Raw genomic sequence first — 17,257 nt, 5'->3', positions numbered from 1 at the left:
GCGACGCTACGCGAAGGCTCCAGCGAGCGGACAGCCCCGGCTGTGCGCTTTTGCGTCGCCGCCACCCGGCAGCGCGACCTCCCGATCGAAACTACGCCGCCGCCGCGCGCACCAGTTCCGCATAGACCTGCGGCAACTGCCGCATATGCTCCATCACCGCCGCCACGCCGAGGTGGCGCAGGGTGTCGGCATGGCCCGGCGGGATATGCGCCGCGCCGGTGAAACCGATCACGGTCATGCCCGCAGCCAGCGCCGCACTGGCGCCGGTGACGCTGTCCTCGATCACCAGGCAACGCGCTGGCGCCGCACCCAGCGTGTGTGCGGCCAGCAGGTAGACGTCCGGCGCCGGCTTCGGCCGCGCCACCATGTCGGCGCCGAAGATGTGGCCGTTCACCCGTTCGCTCAGCCCAGCGCGCGCCACCGACGCCACCACGCTGTGGCGCAGGCTGTTGGAAGCGACCGCCAGCGGCAGCGGCAACGCCAGCAGCGCTTCGCGGACGCCATCGATCGGCTGTACCTCGGCGGCGATCAACGCTTCCGAACGCTCGCGGATGTCCTCGAACAGGCCCGGCGGCAGGGTCACCGCGAAATGCCGCTGCACCCGCTCCACGATCTCGTGCGCGGTCTGGCCGAAACTGCCGGCGAGGTAGGCCTCCAGCTCCGCCCGCGGCACGTAGGCGCCCAGCGCGTCGAACATGACCCGGTCGGCCAGCACCTCGCTGTCGACAAGCACGCCGTCGCAGTCGCTGATCAGCAGGTCGAAAGGGGTCGCGGTCATCGCAAGGGCCTCGGCGGAAACCGGCATTATGCCAAGTTGCGCATGTATGCCGCCTGCGTGCGGCAGCGCTGACGCGTGCGCTTCGCCGCAATCGAGCCACTCCCCGCTTTCGGCGCAACCATTCGTTTCGCGTTAATCGACGTTCCACTGCGCATGGCACGCCACGCGGATCGCGCCAGCCCTGTAACAAAACCTTACCGAACCGACGCCGGACAGCTGCTAGCATCGGCGAAGGTGGCAAGGAATGTCGCCACCGGCAACAGGAACGCGAACAGGAAAAGGAGCCCTCCATGCGCAAGCAGTTCCCCGCCCTGATCGCGCTTGCGACCTCGATGTTCTTCTCGGTCTCATGCGCCGCCCCGCCCGGCGCCAAGGAGCAATCTGCCATGTCAGCCACGCTGCAGGATCACTCGGTCGCATTCCGCGATCCCCATCTCGCCGACATCGCCGCCGCCGTCGCGCGCGGCGATGCCGCCCGCATCGCCGCGCTCGCGCCCGGCGTGGACCTGTCCGCGCACGGCGATCAGAACGTCACCCTGCTCGAATATGCGATCTGGAACGAACAGCCGCGCGCGCTCGGCGCCTTGCTGGACGCCGGCGCCAATCCGGCCGAACCGGGCATGGACCAGGAAACCGTGGTGCACATGGCGGCGATGGCCAAGGATCCGCAATACCTGAAGATCCTGCTGCAGCATGGCGCGCCGGTAGACCCGGTCAGCGCGCGCGGCAACTGGACGCCGCTGTTCCGCGCGCTGCAGAGCAAGCGCGACGAGCAGATCCAGCTGCTGCTGCAGGCCGGTGCCGATCCGCACCGGGTCGATGCCAGCGGCAACTCGCTGCTGCACCTGGCCGCGCAGAGCAGCGCCGGCAATCCGTGGGTACTGAAACTGCTGCAGGCCGGGGTCGATCCGGGCCTGCGCAACGCGCAGCAGAAGACCTTCCAGGCGTACTTCTTCACTACGCCCGAGCGCCTGCTCAACAGTACCGCGCAGCAGACCCGCGCAGCGGTACGCGAGTGGTTGAGCGCCCACGACATCCCCCTGGAAGCGGCCCGCTGAGGCGGCTGTTCGCACACACGCAAGGAGCCGCGCATGAGCCAGAACGATCTCCCCGACAACGCCGCGTCCGCCCCCTTCGCCGAGGCCGTTCGCGGCCAGCAGCCGCAGGCGGTGGACACGCAACTTCCCACCCTGCTGCAGGACCTGTACACCACGGCCGACCAGCGCCGCGCCGGCGGCGCTGAAAGCTTCGCGGCGCTGCCCGATGGCTGGACCCGCCTGGACGACGGCGCGGTACAGCGCGCCGGCATCGATCCGAGCATGCTGCACGACGCCAAGAGCGGCTTCGACGCTGCGTTCTACCGCAACGAACAGGGCAACGTGGTGCTGGCGTTCTGCGGCACCGACGAAGGCAAGGACTGGAAGCACAACATCGGCCAGGGCCTGGGCTTTGCCGACGCGCAGTACGCCTCGGCGATCCAGCTCGGCAGCCAGGCCAAGCAGGCGTTCGGCCAGGACCTGATGATCTCCGGGCATTCGCTCGGCGGCGGCCTGGCCGCGGCCTCGGCGATGGTCAACGACGTGCCGGCGGTCACCTACAACGCCGCAGGGGTCAACGACCGCACGCTGGAACGCGAAGGCCTGGACGCATCCGCGGCCAAGGCCTATGCCGCCGACGGCTTGATCCGCGGCTACCACGTCAAGAACGAACTGCTGACCCACCTGCAGGAAGACAGCATCCCGCTGAAATGGGCGATGCCCGATGCCGCCGGCCACCAGATCCAGCTGCCGGACCCCGATCCGCTGTCGTTCGGCCAGCGCCTGGTGCCGGGGATGATGCTCAAGCATCGGCTGGACCTGCACGGCATCGATTCGGTGATCAAGGCGCAGGAACTGGAATCGCAGAGCCACGCGCAGACCCAGGAACGCGCACTGCCGACCGGTAGCCGCTTGTTCAACGACGCGGTGGTGCAGTTGGATGGACAACGCGAGCGGCTCGGCCTGCGCGACGACGCGGCTTTCCTCAACACCGCCGCCAGCGTCGCCGCGCACGCAAGCCACGATGGCCTGAAACAGATCGACCAGTTGGTACCGAGCCGCGACGGCGACCGCCTGTTCGCGGTGCAGGGCCGCGCCGACGATCCGGCGCACCTGCGCAGCCAGGTACAGACCGCGGCCGCGGCCAGCGAACCTGCGCAGGCCAATGTCGGCCAGCTGCAGCAGCAGAACAACCTGCAGGCGAACGTACCGCAGCAGGAAGAGCAACAGCGGCGGGTCGCGCTGCAGCAGTAGGCCGCACGCAATCCCCTGTAGGAGCGGCTTCAGCCGCGACAGGATCTGTCGGTAAAGCCCGTCGCGGCTGAAGCCGCTCCTACAGGGTCATGGGGTGCACTACGGCGCGCCCGCCATCGCGCGCAAGGTGATCCCGACCAGATACGCCAGATAGGTGCCGGTGGCATAGCCCATCGTGCCCAGCAGCACGCCGACCGGCGCCAGCGCCGGATGGAACGCCGCGGCCACCACTGGTGCCGAGGCCGGGCCGCCGACGTTGCTCTGCGAGCCGATCGCGAAATAGAAGAACGGCACCCGCAGCAATTTGCCCAGCGCCAGCAACAGCAGGATGTGCACGCACAGCCAGATCAGCCCGAGCAGGAAGATCCACGGGCGGTCGAACAGCGCCAGCAGGTCCATCTGCATGCCGATGCAGGCGATCAGGAAATACAGCAACAGCGAGCCGATGCGCGAAGCGCCGGCGCCTTCGAGCGTGCGTGCGCGGGTGAAGCTGAGCAGCAGGCCGATCGTGGTCGACAGCACCACCACCCACACGAACGGCGAGCCGAGGCTGAACTGCTTGGCCCAGGCGACGTTGGCCGCGAACCAGGCCGCGGTCGGCATCGCGATCGCGTGGGCCAGCCCCACCGCCCCGAACGCGAGGCCGACGATCAGCATCAGGTCGGTCAGGCTGGCGACGCGTTCGTGCTGCGCCTGGAACTGCGCGATGCGCTGTTTGAGATCGTCGATGCCGCGGGTGTCGGCGCCGCTGCGCGCATCGATCGCCGCCGCGCGCGGGGCCAGGAAGATCAGCAAGGCCATCCACACGTAACCGACGCCGACATCGACCACCGCGAACTGGCCGAAGGTGGTGGCATCGACGTTGAACACTTCGCGCATCGCCAGCATGTTGGCGCCGCCGCCGATCCAGCTGCCGGCCAGTGCGGCCATGCCGGCCCAGGTATCGCCGGCCACCGTGGCCGGATGCAGCCATTTCATCAGCTGGAACGCGACCACCGCGCCGAGCATGATGCTGAAGGACGCGCCCAGGTATATCGCCACCAGCTTCGGCCCCAGGCGCAGGATGCCTTTCAGGTCGACGGTGAGCGTCAGCAGCACCAACGCCGCCGGCAGCAACACGTCGCGCGCGACCGGGTCGTACAGGCGGTTGTGCTGCCCGTCGATCAGCCCGACCGTGTTGTAGATGCCGGGAATCAGGTAGCACAGCAGCAGCGCCGGCACCACGCTGTAGAAGCGCTTCCAGAATCCGCGCGGCCGCGCCGCGGTCCAGAACACCGCGCCGAGCGTGGCCGCGATCAGGCCGAAGATGACGATGTCGTTGTGGATCATTGGGAAGCCGGGACTCGGGACGGGGGACTCGGGACTCGTAGAAGCAAAGCCGAACGGCGCGAACTCGAGCGCCGCGCAATCGATCGACATCGCGGATGGAATGGCTCACTCATACTTGAGACCCGTCCCGAGTCCCGAGTCCCGAGTCCCGAGTCCCGAGTCCCGAGTCCCGAGTCCCGATTTCATTCCCCGATATGCTGCTTCAACCAACCATTGACCGTGTCGTGCCACAGGATGCTGTTCTGCGGCTTCAGCACCCAGTGGTTCTCGTCCGGGAAGTACAGGAATTTCGACTCGATGCCCTTGCGCTGCAGCGCACTGAACGCGGCCAGGCCCTGCTCCACCGGAATGCGGAAATCCTGCTGGCCGTGGATCACCAGCATCGGCACCTTCCACTTGTCCACGTGCAGCACCGGGTTGAACTTCTCGTAGCCGGCCGGGTTCTGCCACGGCGTGCCGCCGTTCTCCCACTCGCTGAACCACAGTTCCTCGGTGGCGTAGCCCATCGTGCGGTTGTCGAAGACGCCGTCGTGGTCGACCAGGCACTTCCACGGCTGGTTCCAGTTGCCGGCCATCCAGTACACCATGTAGCCGCCGTAGCTGGCGCCGAGCGCGCAGGCCTTGTCGCCGTCGAGGAATTTGTACTGCTGCTGCGCCGCGGCCCAGCCCTTCTGCAGGTCCTCAAGCGGGCGGTCGCCCCAGTGCTGGCTGATCGCATCGGTGAACGCCTGGCCGTAGCCGGTGGAGCCGTGGAAATCGATCATCACCACCGCGTAGCCCTGGCCGGCATAGGTCTGCGGATTCCAGCGGTTGCTCCAGCCGTTGCCGAAGCTGCCCTGCGGGCCGCCGTGGATCAGGAACGCGACCGGGTAGGTCTTGCCGGGCTGGTAGTTGTACGGCTTGACCACGTAGCCGTGCACGGTCTCGCCGTTCCAGCCCTTGAACTGGAACTGCTCGTAATCGCCGAAGGCCACGTCCGGCAACTGTTCGCCGGCGCTGGCGGTGATCGCGCGCGGATGCTGGCCGTCGGCGTCGGCGACGAACACCTGGTCGCCGCTCTTGAGGCTGTTGCGGGTGAAGGCCAGCGTGGTGCCGGCCAGTACCGGCGCGCCGACGCTGCCGCCATCGGCCACGCTGCGGACCTTGCCGCTGGCGGTATCCACCGCGAACAGCGGATGCTGGCCGAGGTCGTCGGCGGTGGTGTACACGGTGGCGCCGTCGGCCGAGGGCACGATCTCGCCGGCCGAGCGGTCCCACTGCGGCGCGATCTCGCGGGTCTTGCCGCTGGCCACGTCCATCGCCATCAGGCCGAAGCGGTCGGCTTCGAAGCCCGGGCGCTTCATCGCGCGGTAGTACAGGGTCTTGCCGTCGGCGGAGAACACCGGGCCGGCGTCCCAGGCCGGGTTGGCCGCGGTCAGGTTGACCGGCGCGGCCTTGCCCGCCGCGTCCAGCCGGTACAGGTCGAAGTTGGTCGACCACGGCTCCTCGCGCCCGGCCACGCGCACGCTGGCGACCAGCGACTGCCCGTCCGGCGCCCAGGTGTAGTCCTCGCTACCGCCGAACGGCTTGGACGGAATGTCGCCGGCCAGGGTCGCGCTGATCGCCGAGGCGCCGACCACCGGCTTGGCCTTGGCGTCGCCGGGCAGCGGCGCCACGAACAGGCTGTTGCGGCGGCCATCGTTCCAGGTGTCCCAGTGGCGCACGAACAACTGGTCGAACACCACGCCGCTGGCCTTGGCGTTCTTCTTCGCGTCCAGCCGCTTCTGCGTGCAGCCCAGGTCCGAGCCGCAGTCCTGGAACACGCCGGCGCTGAAGGCGACGCGGTCGCCCTGCGGCGCGACGCGGTAGCTGTCCACGTCCAGCGCGAAGTCGGTGAGCTGGCGCGGCGCGCCGCCGGCCAGCGGCAGCGCGTACAGCTGCTGGCGGCCGGACTTGGCGCTGAGGAAGTACACGGTCTTGCCGTCGGCCGACAGCTCCGGCGAATTGACGTTCCAGCCGTCCGGGGTCAGCCGCTTCGGCGGCGCCGCATCGCGGGTGCGCAGGTTGCGCAGCCATAGCCCGGTGCTGGCCTTGTCGCTGGCCTTGTCCACCTGCCGCTTGGCGAAGATCACCGTGCCGCCATCGGGCGTCAGCAGCGGCGAGGACACCCGGTCCAGCGCCACCATGTCGCGGACGTCGAAACCGCGGGTCGCCGCCAGCGCAGGCAGCGCGGTCAGCAGGCACAGGGGCAGCAAGGCGTAGCGCAAGGTCATCGGGCGTCTCCGGAATACGGCAAAACGTCGATGGTAGGCGCGCGGGTGGGCGTGGCGCAAAGGCATGAAGTCATGGAGAGGCCGGGATTGGGGATTCGGGATTGGGGATTCGCAAGAGCGAAGTGCGTATTGCGCTTATGGGCGATCGACCAAAAACAAGAAACCCGGCGCAGGGCCGGGCTTCTTGTAGTGCTTGGCGGGTGACTGCGCTTACGCCGACGGCGGCAGCGTTGCAGTGGGTTCGCCCTTCTTGCCGGTGCGGTACAGCAGCCAGCCGACGAAGGCGAGCAGGACCAGGCCGTACCACTGGTTCAGATGGAACGCCGCGGGCAGCGCCAGCACGTCGGCGTGGCCGGAGACCACGATCGGCACGGCGATGGCGATGCCCATCAGCGCCTCGCCGGTGATCAGGCCGGCGGCGAACAGCGTGCCCGGACGGTGCACGCGGTCGCGGCCTTCCTCGTCGTCGGCGCGGATCTTGTGGAAGCGCTCGACCAGGTAGGTGATCAGGCCGCCGAGGAAGATCGGCACCATCAGTTCCAGCGGCAGGTAGATGCCGATCGCCGCGGCCAGCACCGGCACGCGGAAGCGCTTGCCGGTGCGCTTGAGCCACTCGTCCAGGGCGATGATCGCTGCGCCGACGCCAGCGCCGATGGCGATCATCGTCCACGGCAGTTCGCCGCCGAACAGGCCTTTGGCCACCGAAGCCATCAGCGTCGCCTGCGGCGCGGCCAGCGAGTTCGGATGCTCCGGCGTCGCCGCGCCGATGCCGTAGGCCTGCGCCAGCAGGTTCAGCACCGGGGCCATGATCAAGGCGCAGGAGAACGCGCCGATGGCCAGCATCAGCTGCTGCTTCCACGGCGTGGCGCCGACCAGGTAGCCGGCCTTCAGATCCTGCAGATTGTCGCCGCCCACCGCTGCAGCGCAGCACACCACGGCGCCGATCATGATCGCGGCGACCGCGCCGATCGGCGAGTCGCGCCCGAGCAGCAGCACCAGCACCGCCGAGGCGAACAGGATGGTGGAGATGGTGATGCCCGAGACCGGATTGTTCGACGAACCGATCAGGCCGGCCAGGTAGCCGGACACCGACACGAACAGGAAGCCGGCGACGATCATGATCAAGGTCATCGGGATGCTGACGTGCCACTGGCCGACGATCGCCTGATACAGGCCCAGCAGCGGCAGCGTGCACAGCAGCAGCGCCACCAGCATCCACTTCATCGGCAGGTCGCGATCGGTCTCGGCCACGACGGTGCCGGCGGTGCTCTTGCGCGCGGCGGCGAAGCCGCTCTTGACCCCGGACAGCAGCGACTTGCGCAGCGAGAACAGCGTCCACACGCCGCCGATCAGCATCGCGCCCACGCCCAGGTAGCGCACCTTGGCCGCCCAGATGCCGAACGCGGCCTCGGCCGCCGGCGCGGTGGCCAGGCTCTGCGCCAGCGCCGGATCGGAGTTCATGAAGAACTGCTGGTACAGCGGAATGGCGATGTGCCAGGACAGGATCGAGCCGGACAGCACCACGATGCCGACGTTGAGCCCGACGATGTAGCCGACGCCGAGCAGCGCCGGCGACAGGTTGGTGCCGACGTAGCCGACCAGCTTGCTGCTGCCCAGGTAGGTGGCCTGCGCCCAGGTGTCGGGAATCACTTTCAGGCCGCTGGCCGCGGCCAGCTTGACCAGCCCGCCGATGGTCGCCGACAGCGCCAGGATCTTCAGTCCCGGCCCGGGATTCTCGCCGGCCTTGAGCACTTCGGCCGCGGCCTTGCCCTCAGGGAACGGCAGCGGATCCTCGACGATCATCGAGCGCCGCAGCGGCACCGAGAACAGCACCCCGAGCAGGCCGCCCATGCCGGCGATGCCGAGCACCCACCAGTACTTGAAGTCCGGCCAGTAGCCCATGATCACCAGCGCCGGGATGGTGAAGATCACCCCCGCCGCGATCGACGAACCGGCCGAGGCGCCGGTCTGCACGATGTTGTTCTCGAGGATGGTGCCGCCGCCGAGCAGGCGCAGCACGCCCATCGACACCACCGCCGCCGGAATCGCGGTGGCGATGGTCAGGCCGGCGAACAGCCCCAGGTAGGCGTTGGCGGCCGACAGCACGACGGCCAGCACGATCGCCAGCACGACCGCGCGGAAAGTGAGCTGACGCGGCGCAGCAGCGTTGTTCATGGTTACCCCTGAAACGACAAAAACGTTTTCCACGCTAGCGTCTGGGGCTGGGCAAGTCCAGCATCCTGCCGCCCAGCTTGTGGCACATGCCTGGGGGGCGGGGATTCGGGATTCGGGATTCGGGATTCGGGATTCGGGATCGGGGATTCGGGATTCGCAAATGCAGCGGCGTCCCTGCGGCCGATGGTGTCAGCCCCTCTCCCATCGGGAGAGGGGTTGGGGTGAGGGTCCGGGGCGGAGCCTCGCACTGTGTCGATCCCATGAGGCTGCGCGCGTACCCTCATCCGCCCCTTCGGGGCACCTTCCCCCGAAAAAGGGGGCCATGGTCCCGAGGGAAGAATGAACCGCGATAGCCCCTCTCCCACCGGGAGAGGGGTTGGGGTGGGGTACGGAGCGAAGCCTCGCGCTGTGTCGATCCCATGAGGCTGCGCCCGTACCCTCATCCGCCCCTGCGGGGCACCTTCTCCCGAGGGGAGAAGGAACCGCGCTAGCCCCTCTCCCGCCGGGAGAGGGGTTGGGGTGAGGGTACGGGGCGAAGCCTCGCGCTGTGTCGATCCCATGAGGCTGCGCCCGTACCCTCATCCGCCCCTGCGGGGCACCTTCCCCCGAAAAGGGGGCCATGGTCCCGATGGGAGAAGGAACTGCTACCCAGACTCAACCAATCCCCACCAGCACGCCTATACTCCGCCGCTGCCCTTCCCGCCCCAGGCCAGCCGTGTCCGCCACCGCCCTCCCCGCCCGCGACGCGCGCGACGATTTCCTCGGCCATCCCAAGGGCGTCTACGTCTGTTTCTTCACCGAGATGTGGGAGCGCTTCTCCTTCTACGGGATGAAGGCGCTGCTGCTGTTGTACCTGACCAAGTACCACCTGTTCGGCGACAAGGCCGGGCTCGACCTGCTCGGCGCCTACGGCGGCCTGGTGTATTGCGTGCCGGTGATCGGCGGCCTGCTCGCCGACCGCTGGCTGGGCATGCGCAAGGCGGTGGTGTTCGGCGGCATCCTGCTGGTGCTCGGCCACGTCGGCATGGCCTTCGAGGGCCACGCCGCCACCCGGGTCGCCGGCGTGGTGGTGCGCGACACCGCGTCGCTGGGCGTGACCTACCTGTCGCTGGCGCTGATCATCATGGGCGTGGGCTTCCTCAAGCCGAACATCTCCACCATCGTCGGCAAGCTGTATGCGCAGGACGATCCGCGCCGCGATTCCGGCTTCTCGCTGTTCTACGCCGGCATCAACCTCGGCGCGCTGTTCGCCTCGCTGGTGTGCGGCTTCCTCGGCGAAGCCTACGGCTGGCGCTACGGTTTCGGCGCCGCCGGGATCGGCATGCTGCTCGGCCTGGGCATGTTCCTGTGGGGCCAGAAATACCTACACGGCCATGCCGAGCCGGCACAACCGGCGCTGCTGCGCCAGCGCGTGGCCGGGCTGCCGCGCGAATGGGCGATCTATCTGGTGGCGGTGCTCGGCGTGCTGCCGGTGGCCTGGCTGATGTGGGCCGCGGCCAACGGCGCCTTCAGCCTGGGCGGCGAGATCTCGCTGGCCTTGCTGCTGATGCTGGTGGTGCTCGGCGCCGTGCTGCTGTGGTTCGCCTGGTTCACCGGCACCCAGTGCACGCCGGTGCAGCGCCAGCAGATGATCGCGCTGATGGTGCTGATCGCGATGGCGCTGGTGTACTTCACCCTGTACGAGCAGACCTACGGTTCCTGGGTCACCTTCACCGACCGGCTGATGACCAAAGACATCGTGCCGTCGCTGGTAATCCGCGGCGGCACTCCGCTGCCGTGGTCGATCGCCTCGTTGCTGCTGGCGCCATTGGGCTTCGTCGCCGCGGCGTCGCTGTCCGACCGCAATCCGGCGTCGGCCGCGCCGCGCCTGCTGTTCATCGCGGTCAGCGTGCTGATGCTGCTGCTCCTGGTGCGCGACTGCCTGGTACTGCCGCAGACCGCCGGTTCGCTGACCTACCTGGGCGCGTTGTTCCTGGTGCTTCTGGCGCCGCTGTTCGCGGCGCTGTGGGCGTGGCTGGAACGGCGCGGCCTGGAACCATCCAAGCCGTCCAAATCGGCCATGGGCCTGTTGTTGGCGGGATTGTCGTTCGTGCCGCTGGCGCTGGCCGCGCAGCAGGTCGGCGTCAGCGGGCAGATGGCCAGCGTGTGGTGGCTGGTGCTGGCCTACCTGGTGCTGGAAGCCGGCGAGATGTGCCTGTCGCCGGTCGGTCTGTCGGCGGTGACCCAGCTCGCGGTGCCGCGCGTGGTCAGCCTGATGATGGGCACCTGGTTCCTGGCCACGGCGTTCTCCGAAGCGCTGGCCGCGCTGTTCGGCAAGCTCGCCGCGATCGACGTGCCCGAAGGCGAAACGCTGAACATCGCCGACGCCGCCGCCAAGTACGCGCACCTGTTCTGGCTGATGCTGTGGATCGGCGTGGGCTGCGCGGTCCTGGCGTTCCTCGCCGCTCCCCTGTTGCGGCGCATGATGCACGGGGTGCGCTGAGCGGGTGCGTGCGGCACCCATCGGCAGGCGCGGCGACGGCATGCGCGATGCCTTCGATGGCAAGGATCGGCAGGAAAGGTCATCCCGCGTGTTGCGACGATATTCAAGTCGGGCCGGATCGCCACACGGGCAATCCGGCCGTCCGTCGCTCGGTCGATTGCCGCTTACGGCGGTGCGCAGGCTTTGCCTGCGCACCGCCCAGTGACGTGCCCAGGAACCCCAGCAGGCGGGTGTAGAACTCGCGGCGTTGCATCTTCAGATGCAGATCGGCAATTGACGCGCTTGATTCCATATTTTTAGACGAGACTGTGGCCCGGCCGTCCAAACTTGTCATGCCATGGACACAGTGCTAGGTTCTGTCCGTCGCCGCATGGCGATATTCAGGAAGAGGAGCTTCGTGATGAAAATTCAAGATGCCAAACTTGAGAAACAAGATTCCCAATCCAACCCGTTCGCCATTCAGCTCGACGAGCCCATGCAAAATATCGCGGCGCCGGGCGTCTGCGAGATGAAGCCATATCTTGGCGAAGATTCCCGCTGGTACTCGGTACAGCCAGGCGGCTGAAACGACGGCGCTTCCATCAAGACGTCGCGACAAAGAACGCCGCCATCAGGCGGCGTTCTTTTGTTCGAAAACGCGATGACCGCACGACACCGATCGCAGGCAGCCGAGTAGCCATGATCAAGGCCAACATTGCTTTTTCCGACCTGGCGCAACCGCCGGCGTGGCAGAACAACACCCTGTGTCTCGGGAACAGCCAGATTGCGCCGTACTGTCACTCCGCTGTGGAAACCGTCGTGGTCCGCACCCAGGGACAGTGGTTCGCCACGGTGCGCGAGCGTTGCAGGGATGTCGAATGGGAAAAAAACGCGACGGGTGCATTGGTCGATGCCGATCGATTCAACCAACTATACAAAGAGGCCCTTCTATGGCCGCTTGATTATCTGATGATCGAAGTGGCTCAGGCCGGATGCCGACTGAAGTTGCGCGCAGGTCTTCTCGGATCGGCGCCAGTCTATTGCCGGCTCACCGATGACACAGCAGAAATCTCCTATGATCTGGCCGACTTTTTTTCCCGGCCCACCACCATTGATCTGGAGATGGCCAGTCGGCGCCTCGCGCTCGGCGCAGATTATTCCGCGAGGCAATTATGTTCTGGCGTTCTCATGCTGACAGAACGCGCCACGCTTTACGCGGAGCCAGGCAAGGTACGTTACGTCTATCCTTCGCCTGCTGAAACCGTATCGCCTTCCGAAGAAGCATTGATCGACCACGGCATAGAGCAATTCGAGCAACTGTTGCATCGTGCAGTTTCGATTCGACCCGCGTCGAAACAAATGGCCGTCGAGTTGAGTGGGGGCATGGACTCGGCGACCGTTGCGTGCGCCCTGACCCGATCGCATGACAACATCGCAAGCCTGGGGATCTTGCTCGATGAGGGATACAGTCAAACCCAGGCCAAACGCCGCCGCATGCTTGTCGAAAAGCTAGGCCTTCGCGATACGAGCGTAAATATCGATTCATTCCCGCCGACGCTCGATCTACAGCCAAGCGCGAGCCGACCGGACTATCCACTTGCCGAGTTCTATCTCGAAGCGTTCGAAAGTTTGTGGGACAGCGCGCAAGCGCAAGGCAGCGAACGGCTTTTCACCGGCCTTGGCGGAGACCAGCTGTTCCCGACGTACCGGAATGAGGACCATCCCACCGGCAGCCAGAGTGGCATTGTGGCCGCAGAAGCCAAGCGTCGCGCGGAATTGTTGTTGACGCCCCGAGCGCTCAGTTCATCACGGTCGGTCAATGGATTTGACGCTCCCGTCGGCCCGTTATCTGCATCGGTGCTGGCTTCGAGTATGTGTCAGGCTCCCCATCTGCTCCGGCGAGGTCTTTGGCCGGTCAATCCGTTAAGCGATCCACATTTGGTTTCTTTTTGTCGGCGCCTGCCTCTTGAGAGCCGCAAAGACCGGGAAACGATGTGGCGGTATTTACGGGCCAACGTAGGCGAAATATTTCCACGCAACTATTGCAAAGAAACCTTCGCCCATGTTCTCCCTGAATTGATCGCCCATCACGCCAAGACGATCGCCATGCAGCTGCGCGAGTGCGCCCTTGCCGACTTGGGCCTGGTCGACCGAGACGCTGTACTCCAACTGCTGGACGAGTTGGTGGCGACGCGCGCACGTCCGCTGACGGCGCCGTTGATCTCGTTCCTTTGGCTGGAGCGCTTCGTTCGGCAGCTTGCCTGACGATCCCATCCAGCGGCGTCGAAGCCGCTTTCCTGGCGTGCGCAGATGCAGCGGCTTGGAGCCGTCCAAGTCGGCCATGGGCCTGTTGTTGGCAGGGATTGTCGTTCGTGCCGCTGGCGCTGGCCGCGCAACAGGTCGGCGCCAGCGGGCAGATGGCCAACGTGTGGTGGCTGGTGCTGGCCTACCTGGTGCTGGAAGCCAGCGAGATGTACCTGTCGCCGGTCGGGCTGTCGGCGGTGACCCAGCTCGCGGTGCCGCGCGTGGTCAGCCTGATGATGGGCACCTGGTTCCTGGCCACAGCGTTCTCCGAAGCGCTGGCCGCGCTGTTCGGCAAGCTCGCCGCGATCGACGTGCCCGAAGGCGAAACGCTGAACATCGCCGACGCCGCCGCCAAGTACGCGCACCTGTTCTGGCTGATGCAGTGGATCGGCGTGGGTTGCGCGGTACTGGCCTTCCTGGCCGCGCCGCTGCTGCGGCGGATGATGCACCCCGGGGTGCGCTGAGCCTCGGCACCGTAGTCGTTACGCGCGAGTCGCGGCCCGACCATGCGTCGGGCCGCGGATCGGCTTTCGCGGCTTGCAGGTGCTGATGCGCTTGCTGCACATCAGCACCGAGGACACCCCCCAGCGACTAGCGCGCCGGCGCCGGCGCAGCCTGCGCGCCGCCCAGCGAGCGGCTCAGGAACGCCAGCAGCCTGGTGTAGAACTCGCGGCGGTGTTCTTCGGTGTAGAAGCCATGGCCCTCGGTCGGCACGTACAGCGTCTCCACCGGCACGCCGGCCTTCTTCAGCGCCGCTTCCATCTTCTTCGAATGCTGGATCGGTGCACGCTCGTCTTCGCCGCCGGCCGCCAGGAACACCGGCACCTTGATCTTGTCGGCGAGATTGACCGGCGACACCGCGGCCAGTTCGGCGCTCGATCCCACCCATTCGCGCAGAAACGTCTGATCGGAGTCGCGTTGGTAGGTGTCGCCTCTGACGTACAGCATCGGCAAGTCGTAGACGCCGACGTAGCCGGCCGCGCAGCGGTACAGCGATGGTTCCTTGGCCACGCCCATCAGCGACGCATAGGCGCCGTAACTGGCACCGTACATGCAAATACGCGCAGGATCGGCGATGCCCTGGGCGATCGCCCAACGCGTGGCGTCGGTCACGTCGTCCTGCATCGCGCCGCCCCATTTCCCGCCACCTGCCTGGTGAAAAGCGCGTCCGTAGTTGCCCGAACCGCGATAGTTGACCTGCAGTACCGCATAACCGGCGCTGGCCAGGATCTGCGCATCCTGATCGAACAGGCCATCGTCGAACACGCCGAACGGGCCGCCATGCGGCATCACCACCATCGGCACCTTGCCGGACGCAGCCGCCGCAGGCAGGGTCACGAAGCCGTGCAGCTGCAGGCCGTCGCGCGCCTGCAATGCGATCGGCCGCACCTCGGCCAGCTTCGGCGGCTGCAACGCGGCACGGCTGGCGAATGCGAAGTCCGCCTTCTTCGCCACGGTGTCGAACAGGTAGAACTCGCCAGGATTGCGCCCGGACTGCACCTGCACCAGGTTGAGCCGGCCATCGCGGGTGCTGGAGGTCACAAAGACCGCCTGCCCCGGGAACGCGGCCTCCAGCGAGCGTTGGGTCTTGGCCTCGGGCGAAGTCGGGTCGAAGAACAGGCTACGCGGCTTGTCGGCCAGCACCTGGATTCCCACCGGAATGCGGGTGCCGTGGCGATACATGACCCGGTACCGGTCGGCCAGGGCATCGCGTGCCACCTCCTTGCGCTCGTTGCTGTCCACGTTCCAGGCCACGATCGCGTCGCTGCCCTTGTCCTGCTCGACCTGCAGATACGCGGTGCGCCCGTCTTCGGAAAAGCCGATCGGCGCTTCGGCATGATGGCTGAGGTTCTCGTCGTTGATCAGCCGCCAGTCGCCGCCTTGCGCGTCGCGGTAGAACAGCTTGCTGGCATTGTCTGCATCGGCACCCGAGGCAAAACGCACCTTGCCTTGCTCGTCGCTGTAGAAATCGGCCCTGCGCACCTTCGGAGAGCCGACCAGCGGCCGCCGCCGGCCGCTGTACACGTCCAGCACCTCGCTGCGGCTGTACGGATCCTTGTTGACGCTGAACGGACGCACCTGGATCACCACGTTGCGGTCGTCGCCAGGCAACCGGCCGACCATGTGCGCGATGACGTCCTCCACCTTCTTGGTCTGGATCAGCGTGCCCGGGCCATTGCCGGTGACGCGCTGGCCCACCAGCAGCTCGGCCGCACTGCCGTCGGCATTGATGGCGAACAGTTCGCCGGTGGAACGCGGCTCGTCCATCGCCCCGATCTTGATGTCCATATTGAACAACACGCGCGTATCGTTGACCCACTCGAAATCGGAGACATGGGTGTTCTTCTCCATCGAGAAACTGCCGACGATCTTGTTGTCGGAGCGGCGCATCACCGCCAGCGCGGTGCGGTCCGCCAGCGGCACGGTGGCCGCGTAATACTCGCCGGTCGGCGACAGCTTCAGCTCGCCGACCTGTTCCTTCATCAGGAACGGCGCCAGGTCCACCTGCGCCTGCGCGCTCCCCATTCCGATGCCCATCCCCAGCACACAGCACAACGCGACTGCACCCAATCTCCCGCTCATCCTGATCCCCTGTATCCATGTGGTTTGGCTTGCGGGCGAAAGTGTAATACGGCGCGTGCTTCGCGAAAGCGGACCAGCGCCGACCATCGCAAGAAAATCGCCGGGCACAACGCTACACCTGCCCGGCCAGGATCCGCCCAGGCACGATGTCATGCGCGCGCATAGCAAGGACCGCGTGCAACAGGGGTCGTTCGGTCCACTGTGGACCGCTGCGGGTCGCAGCGCCGACTGTCACAGGCACGCCCGCCGGTTCCGGCGAATCGTTGCGTGGTTCGAGGCTGGAAGCGCATTTCCCCACCGCCAAGAAAAATGTACAGTTGGGTTCACTTTAGGAGGCGCAATGAAGGTTCGGACCGAGGCCCGACGCGAGGCCATCGTCGAGGCGGCGACGCAACTGTTCCAGGAACTGGGCTACGAACGCGCCTCGATGAACGAACTGGCGAAACGGATGGGCGGCTCCAAGGCCACCCTGTACGGCTATTTCGCGTCCAAGCAGGAACTGTTCGGCGCGGTGGTCCGCGCCGCGGCGACCGTGCATCTGTCCGACGCGATCCGGCGCTTGCAGGCGCCGCTGGCCGGCAAGAGCGACCTGCATGCGATGCTGCTGCGCTTCGGCGAATGCATGCTGCAGGTGGTGAGCAACGATGCGGTCGCCATCGCGGTCTACCGCATGGTGGTGGCCGAGGCCGGCCGCTCCGAGGTCGGGCAGCTGTTCTACCAGGCCGGTCCCAGCGAATCGGTGGTGGCGGTGGCCGCGGTGCTGGAAGCGGCGATGGCGCGCGGCGAACTGCGCCAGACCGACCCGACCATCGCCGCCCTGCACTTCCTGGCACTGCTCACCGCGGAAGTGGACGTGCGCATCTACCAGCGCGATCCGCCGCCGCTGGCGCCAGCGCTGGTGCGCAAGATGGCGCAACGCGCGGTCGAGCAGTTCCTGCTTGGCGCCGCGCCACGGCAGAAGACCAGTGCCGCGGCACGCCCGGCCGGCAAACCTGCGGCGCGCAAGCGCGTGCGCGCCTGAGAGAGGTGTTGCGCCATCGCGATGCTTCGCACCGAGTGCGTTTCGCGATGCCACGCCACTGTA

11 protein-coding genes and 1 pseudogene are annotated in these 17,257 nt (G+C 66.9%); 7 read left to right on the top strand and 5 right to left on the bottom strand.

Annotated features, from left to right (window positions below):
• Nucleotides 1-91: 91 nt before the first annotated feature.
• Nucleotides 92-778, bottom strand: coding sequence for an HAD family hydrolase (locus HEP75_RS07305; RefSeq protein WP_185825966.1), 687 nt, complete (start codon nucleotides 776-778; stop codon nucleotides 92-94).
• A 290-nt stretch (nucleotides 779-1,068) separates the two neighbouring features.
• On the opposite strand from HEP75_RS07305, the gene HEP75_RS07300 reads away from it, so the two are divergent.
• Together HEP75_RS07300 and HEP75_RS07295 are read left to right on the top strand one after the other, a co-directional pair.
• Nucleotides 1,069-1,836 (top strand): ankyrin repeat domain-containing protein, encoded by a 768-nt coding sequence (locus HEP75_RS07300; protein ID WP_185825965.1) that lies wholly within the window; start codon nucleotides 1,069-1,071, stop codon nucleotides 1,834-1,836.
• A 33-nt stretch (nucleotides 1,837-1,869) separates the two neighbouring features.
• Nucleotides 1,870-3,069, top strand: coding sequence for an XVIPCD domain-containing protein (locus tag HEP75_RS07295; RefSeq protein WP_185825964.1), 1,200 nt, complete (start codon nucleotides 1,870-1,872; stop codon nucleotides 3,067-3,069).
• Between the two features lie 99 nt (nucleotides 3,070-3,168).
• Here HEP75_RS07295 and HEP75_RS07290 read toward each other — a convergent pair whose 3' ends face one another.
• The 3 genes from HEP75_RS07290 to HEP75_RS07280 form a co-directional block, all read right to left on the bottom strand.
• Nucleotides 3,169-4,398, bottom strand: coding sequence for a DUF819 family protein (locus tag HEP75_RS07290; protein WP_185825963.1), 1,230 nt, complete (start codon nucleotides 4,396-4,398; stop codon nucleotides 3,169-3,171).
• Nucleotides 4,399-4,580: 182 nt separating this feature from the next.
• A complete protein-coding gene (locus tag HEP75_RS07285; RefSeq protein ID WP_185825962.1) occupies nucleotides 4,581-6,650 on the bottom strand; it encodes a S9 family peptidase in 2,070 nt (689 codons plus the stop codon).
• Nucleotides 6,651-6,860: 210 nt separating this feature from the next.
• Nucleotides 6,861-8,825, bottom strand: a complete 1,965-nt coding sequence (locus tag HEP75_RS07280) for an oligopeptide transporter, OPT family (protein ID WP_185825961.1) — start codon at nucleotides 8,823-8,825, stop codon at nucleotides 6,861-6,863.
• Nucleotides 8,826-9,540: 715 nt separating this feature from the next.
• Here HEP75_RS07280 and HEP75_RS07275 point away from each other — a divergent pair.
• The 4 genes and pseudogenes from HEP75_RS07275 to HEP75_RS07260 all read left to right on the top strand — a co-directional run.
• Nucleotides 9,541-11,307 (top strand): oligopeptide:H+ symporter, encoded by a 1,767-nt coding sequence (locus tag HEP75_RS07275; RefSeq protein WP_185825960.1) that lies wholly within the window; start codon nucleotides 9,541-9,543, stop codon nucleotides 11,305-11,307.
• Between the two features lie 400 nt (nucleotides 11,308-11,707).
• The gene (locus HEP75_RS07270; protein WP_185822677.1) at nucleotides 11,708-11,872 is read left to right on the top strand and encodes a hypothetical protein; all 165 of its coding nucleotides are present in this window, start codon (nucleotides 11,708-11,710) and stop codon (nucleotides 11,870-11,872) included.
• A 113-nt stretch (nucleotides 11,873-11,985) separates the two neighbouring features.
• A complete protein-coding gene (locus HEP75_RS07265; RefSeq protein WP_185825959.1) occupies nucleotides 11,986-13,551 on the top strand; it encodes an asparagine synthase-related protein in 1,566 nt (521 codons plus the stop codon).
• A gap of 98 nt (nucleotides 13,552-13,649) precedes the next feature.
• Nucleotides 13,650-14,054 (top strand): annotated as a pseudogene (locus HEP75_RS07260) (MFS transporter); the annotation flags it as partial.
• 127 nt (nucleotides 14,055-14,181) lie between these two features.
• On the opposite strand, the gene HEP75_RS07255 reads toward HEP75_RS07260, so the two are convergent.
• Complete coding sequence (locus tag HEP75_RS07255) at nucleotides 14,182-16,116, bottom strand: S9 family peptidase (protein ID WP_255424026.1); 1,935 nt, start codon at nucleotides 16,114-16,116, stop codon at nucleotides 14,182-14,184.
• Nucleotides 16,117-16,513: 397 nt separating this feature from the next.
• Here HEP75_RS07255 and HEP75_RS07250 point away from each other — a divergent pair, with 397 nt between their 5' ends.
• The gene (locus tag HEP75_RS07250) at nucleotides 16,514-17,194 is read left to right on the top strand and encodes a TetR/AcrR family transcriptional regulator (protein ID WP_185825957.1); all 681 of its coding nucleotides are present in this window, start codon (nucleotides 16,514-16,516) and stop codon (nucleotides 17,192-17,194) included.
• The last annotated feature ends 63 nt before the right edge of the window (nucleotides 17,195-17,257 follow it).

Source organism: Xanthomonas sp. SI, assembly GCF_014236855.1.
GTDB lineage: Bacteria > Pseudomonadota > Gammaproteobacteria > Xanthomonadales > Xanthomonadaceae > Xanthomonas_A.
Note: the sequence above shows the minus strand (reverse complement) of the source record. Positions and strands in the feature narration are given on the sequence as shown.

Bases quoted from the DNA above. Each gene is read 5' to 3' on its own strand.
- HEP75_RS07305 (WP_185825966.1), bottom strand. From the start codon at position 778: ATGACCGCGACCCCTTTCGACCTGCTGATCAGCGACTGCGACGGCGTG.
- HEP75_RS07300 (WP_185825965.1), top strand. From the start codon at position 1,069: ATGCGCAAGCAGTTCCCCGCCCTGATCGCGCTTGCGACCTCGATGTTC.
- HEP75_RS07295 (WP_185825964.1), top strand. From the start codon at position 1,870: ATGAGCCAGAACGATCTCCCCGACAACGCCGCGTCCGCCCCCTTCGCC.
- HEP75_RS07290 (WP_185825963.1), bottom strand. From the start codon at position 4,398: ATGATCCACAACGACATCGTCATCTTCGGCCTGATCGCGGCCACGCTC.
- HEP75_RS07285 (WP_185825962.1), bottom strand. From the start codon at position 6,650: ATGACCTTGCGCTACGCCTTGCTGCCCCTGTGCCTGCTGACCGCGCTG.
- HEP75_RS07280 (WP_185825961.1), bottom strand. From the start codon at position 8,825: ATGAACAACGCTGCTGCGCCGCGTCAGCTCACTTTCCGCGCGGTCGTG.
- HEP75_RS07270 (WP_185822677.1), top strand. From the start codon at position 11,708: ATGAAAATTCAAGATGCCAAACTTGAGAAACAAGATTCCCAATCCAAC.
- HEP75_RS07265 (WP_185825959.1), top strand. From the start codon at position 11,986: ATGATCAAGGCCAACATTGCTTTTTCCGACCTGGCGCAACCGCCGGCG.
- HEP75_RS07255 (WP_255424026.1), bottom strand. From the start codon at position 16,116: ATGGGGAGCGCGCAGGCGCAGGTGGACCTGGCGCCGTTCCTGATGAAG.
- HEP75_RS07250 (WP_185825957.1), top strand. From the start codon at position 16,514: ATGAAGGTTCGGACCGAGGCCCGACGCGAGGCCATCGTCGAGGCGGCG.